The 4448-nt window shown below is 34.5% G+C and carries 5 protein-coding genes and 1 pseudogene; 1 reads left to right on the top strand and 5 read right to left on the bottom strand.

The annotated features are described in order from the left end of the window. Positions 1–79: 79 nt before the first annotated feature. From FD26_RS10505 to FD26_RS10515, 3 genes are read right to left on the bottom strand one after another with little or no spacing between them, the layout of a single operon-like run. Positions 80–898 carry an SPFH domain-containing protein gene (locus FD26_RS10505; protein ID WP_057868374.1) on the bottom strand — a complete coding sequence of 273 codons (819 nt, stop codon included), beginning with the start codon at positions 896–898 and terminating at the stop codon, positions 80–82. A 16-nt stretch (positions 899–914) separates the two neighbouring features. After that, positions 915–1244, bottom strand: a complete 330-nt coding sequence (locus FD26_RS10510) for a toxin-antitoxin system HicB family antitoxin (RefSeq protein ID WP_057868375.1) — start codon at positions 1242–1244, stop codon at positions 915–917. 23 nt (positions 1245–1267) lie between these two features. Further along, positions 1268–2095: a glycosyltransferase family 8 protein gene (locus tag FD26_RS10515; RefSeq protein WP_057868376.1), complete on the bottom strand. Its 828-nt coding sequence runs from the start codon at positions 2093–2095 to the stop codon at positions 1268–1270. Between the two features lie 74 nt (positions 2096–2169). Between FD26_RS10515 and FD26_RS10520 the strand changes: the two genes are divergently transcribed. Beyond that, the gene (locus tag FD26_RS10520; RefSeq protein WP_057868377.1) at positions 2170–2580 is read left to right on the top strand and encodes a peptide deformylase; all 411 of its coding nucleotides are present in this window, start codon (positions 2170–2172) and stop codon (positions 2578–2580) included. A gap of 5 nt (positions 2581–2585) precedes the next feature. Here the strand turns inward: FD26_RS10520 and FD26_RS10525 are convergent, their stop codons facing one another. Continuing rightward, a complete protein-coding gene (locus FD26_RS10525) occupies positions 2586–3356 on the bottom strand; it encodes a DUF11 domain-containing protein (protein WP_147000171.1) in 771 nt (256 codons plus the stop codon). Between the two features lie 86 nt (positions 3357–3442). Beyond that, positions 3443–4448, bottom strand: a pseudogene (locus FD26_RS10530) (hypothetical protein); the annotation flags it as partial.

Consider the following 4448-nt stretch of genomic DNA (forward strand, 5'->3'; position numbering starts at 1 on the left):
GCCATCAACTTGATTTGACGAACAGCCAAGATAGTTTATCTATCCTTGAATTAACAGTTTTTTTCAAATATCTATTCATTTATTTTTTTGTCATTTGATTCATTACTTGGGCAGTTACTGGAATATCAGAATACTTGCCAATTGATTCCTTATCCATAACAACTGTATTAGTGTTAGAGCCAGCTAAAGCGGCAAAAGCTTGAATCTGTTGAGCCGTAAAGTATTTTTTGTCAGCAGAAGCTAACATATCGTTCAACTTCTTAATTTCATAGGCCTTTGCGTCTGCTCGTGCAATTGTTGCCTCAGCTTCAGCCTTAGCAGTTGAAACAGTTGCTTCATTTTTAGCCTTTGTTTCAATTTCAATACTTCTTGCATCCCCATTAGCTTTTGCAATAGCAGCAGTCTTTTCACGATCGGCTCGAATTTGCTTCTCCATTGATTCGGTAATTGAAGCTGATGGTTTTAATTCATCAATATTAACTCGATCAACCTTGATACCATAAGTATCAGTCAAATCTCCAATCGCAGTTGCTAAATCAGCATTAATTTGCGAAGTTGATCCTAGAGCCTCATTCAAATCTAATTTACCGATAATATCACGTAAATGTCCACGAACCAATTGAATCATTGATTCTACTGAATTGCTGTTCTCATATTCGAATTTTCTAGCATTAGTAACATGATAGTTCAAAGTTACTGTTGTCTGAACTTCAGCATTATCCTTCGTAATAACAGAATAACCTTGTAAAGACAAAGGAATCATTGCTAAATCAACGATACGAATCTTTTGAAAAATTGGAATATAGAAATTCAAGCCAGCATTTACTTCGCGGCTATATTTCCCCAATGTTTCTACCAATCCAACATGGTTTTGACGCACAATTTTTAATCCGAACATGATTTTCCCCTAACTATTACTCTGATTTTAATTCCTGAATCGTCAAAATATTACCAGTTGCTTTAATAACCTGATAATTACCCCTGCTATTAACTGAATCATTTGCCAATAAGTCATAGCGGTAGTAGATACCCTTAACTTCGATCAAATCATTTGCCATATTGATCTTATCGCCTCTTACAACAGACCCTACTATTTGGCGTTGCTCCAAGTTATTTGTAGGTACTGCCTCACTCAACTTAGTGACAATATAATTATTGATGCTCCGATTTTCACGAGCTGCATCTTCTGCAATCCGCTCGTATAAATCTTTATCTAATCTTAAAGCAATCATTTTATCTGCCATAGCTTGATTATATCACTATGATATCAAAGTGATATAATTTTATTTATGTTTTTAGCCCGATGCTGGTAATGTTTATATAACCCTGAAAAACGTTCTTTATATTCAGGACGCCATGGTTTATCACGACCACAGAAATGCAATATAGCAGTATTGTCAATTACCCAATCTATATTCCAGGCTCCATTGCTTTTAGCAAAGTAAAACGGGTTCATTCGAGCATCGTAATTATAAATTTCATCAGGTATTTTCATAATATTTTGACCATACAAACCATTCAAAATATCTTGATCAGGTAATAATAAGGTTCGACCTCTTTTATTAATATAGGAAAAAATATCTTCAGCTTTGACATGCTCTCTTATAGCCATAAGATCCATCAGAATAACGCCAGAATTATAATAGCTTTCGGCTTCATAATTACCCAAGCGCAATTTATTTAAATCATCAGTTACATCCAAGGATGTATGACTAGCTGCGGCATACCAGTAATCTTTTAAATCCAAAGAATAAAGTGGCTTCAAATCATTGATAACTAAAATATCAATATCCAAATAAAGAATTCGTTTAACATTCTTGGGTAAATACTTGTAAGCCAATAAACGATAATAAATTGTCTTCGGATACCGATCAGTTGTCGGTGCACTATCAAATTGATCATCTTCAATTATTACCGGATGATAATGCATGCCTAATTTTTGACAAAAGCTTTTAATTTTTTCTGTTTCCCGTAACTTTTTATCTTGAATCACATATACCGAATATTTTTCTGCTGAAGAATTTATTTTGATCGACAGCAAAGTCGTCATTAATTGTTGTGTTACATTATCATCGATTGCAAACAATAAATTCATAAATTACCCTCCTATTAAAGTTGCCTCAATTAAATTATACTAAGAATAATTAACAAACTAAATAGGAGTATAAAATGATAAAGCCCATCAATCACAATACCAATTTTTTATCTCAAAAAGCTGAATTAGCTAACAAAAATGATTATCAAACAATTGCTGATCTAAAAGACACCCTAGAAGCCAACTCTGAAAACTGTGTCGGAATGGCCGCAAATATGATCGGCATCAACAAACGAATCATTGTTTTTTCAATGGGAATCATGACAGTACCCATGATCAACCCCAATATCATTAGTAAAAGCGGTAAATATGCCACTTCCGAAGGATGTTTGTCTTTGGTTGGTGAACGCCCAACTCAACGCTATAAATCTATTACTGTTAAGTATTTGGACGACAATTTTCAAAGTCATACTCAGACCTTCACTGATTTTATTGCCCAGATAATCCAACACGAAGTGGATCATTGTAATGGAATTCTAATTTAATAACATTAAGCACTAATAGAATCAGTCATACTCCAGGTTAATATTCCCTTATAAAGACCGCTTTTATTATCGCTACGCATCCGTAATTTCCAATTATTGACACCAATATAGTCAGTCAAATTAAGGTTAACCTGATTACCAGAAAACCAACCTGTCTGTAAGGCAGTACCCTCAGAACTAACTGGTTGCCAGCTTCCGTCTTCATCAGCTGACTTTTGACGTTGTTTCAAAAACAATAATCCTGAACTATCTATTGGAATTAAAGAGTTGTTTTCCTTATCTTTCATGTCATCTAAAGAAACTGCCACACTAAAATCCTTGGTAGTCGGATGACTGACGATCAGTTCGCCTTTAGTGGAAATATTAAACAAAGTTCGATTAATCCCGCCTAAATTTACATTTCCAAAATCGATTAAACTTGGCACTGAAATAAAGGCGTCAACATCCGAAACATTCAAAGTTGTAAGATTAGATACTACATCTTCATGGGATTTACCATCGCTTTTGGTGATATTGTTAACTATTGCCGAGTTCACAATCCCTCCAGGTTTAGTACTATTTACTGTGGCTTTAAATTTCACTTCAACTTGTTCGCCCTGCTTAATATCAGGTAAGGTTATATTAACTTGATCTGCAGTAGAATGATCAATCATCCCATTAGTGTCGCTTACTTCAATACTTTTAGGAACCAAGCTTAAGCCTTGGGGTAAGGTGTCAAACAAATTAGCACCTTTAAGCAAATACTTATCACTCTGCGAATCTACAGAATAAATCAACTTATAATCAACTGTATCATTCTGACGTGCCTTAGTTTCAGTTAGATAATCCTTATCGCCGTTAGATTCATTTTTAACGGACTTTATTAATTCACTTTAAAATCAGGTGGAGTAATTGGTATATCGACTGATGCTTCATACTTTCTATCAGACGATCCTATGTCAGATACCGTAAAATTAGCTACATTAGTTATTAATTTTTTCTTATTCATACTAGTTAAAGCGTCGTTAGTTAAGCTAGCTTTATAAGTCACTGTCATAAATTCATTTTCGCCTAATTGCTGAGCCATCGGGATGGATATTGTTCTAGTTGCCGTATCATAATTTGAAGGATCAATGTCTGTCGTAGCTCCACCATTAAATGCTTGCTTCATACTAGTAGGATCTACTTGCAAGCCCTTAGGCAAAGCATCAACCAATTTTTTAAAATTCCACTTTGAATCATAACCATTATTAATAATACTTAACGTAAACTCCAATTTATCTCCAGGCCGATTTGTTCCGTCATTATTAGTCAAGTTCTGATAAGTTTTAGAGGGGGTTGGTATAGAGTATCCTGCTTGCATAACTCCCATAGCTGATCCAAAGTGGGCTGTTTCTCCTTTTTTCAAGACCGTAGTTGGCCATTTCAAAGCGTATGCTGTATCTCCACTATTTAATACAGTATCGCCGAAATGATGTCCTTTAATCTCAGCACCATCTCCAGAAATATTTGCAGGATTAAATTTGTTAGTCCAATTTAATTGATCCTCATCCCAGTCATTACCCGTATATTGAGTAAACCCATCTTTTACATGATTATTGATAAAAAGTCGATGCTTTTCATCATCACTTTGAATAAATATACCTGACTTGTTACCTATATCAAGAATGGGCACAGCATCATTATCACCTAATTTAGTATCTTCACTATACATAGTTCTAAACGTTTGAGTCGAATTAGTATTATTTTTCAAATACAACTCACGATGTACAATGGCTGCATTGGTTGGCGATGGACGTAAAAGTAACTCAGCCTCCATCTGATAGTTTCCTATTTCTTTTTCATTATTATTAATACCTGTATGGTAGATTGCAAATTTAATCCGAATT

The organism is Companilactobacillus crustorum JCM 15951 (assembly GCF_001434585.1).
GTDB lineage: Bacteria > Bacillota > Bacilli > Lactobacillales > Lactobacillaceae > Companilactobacillus > Companilactobacillus crustorum.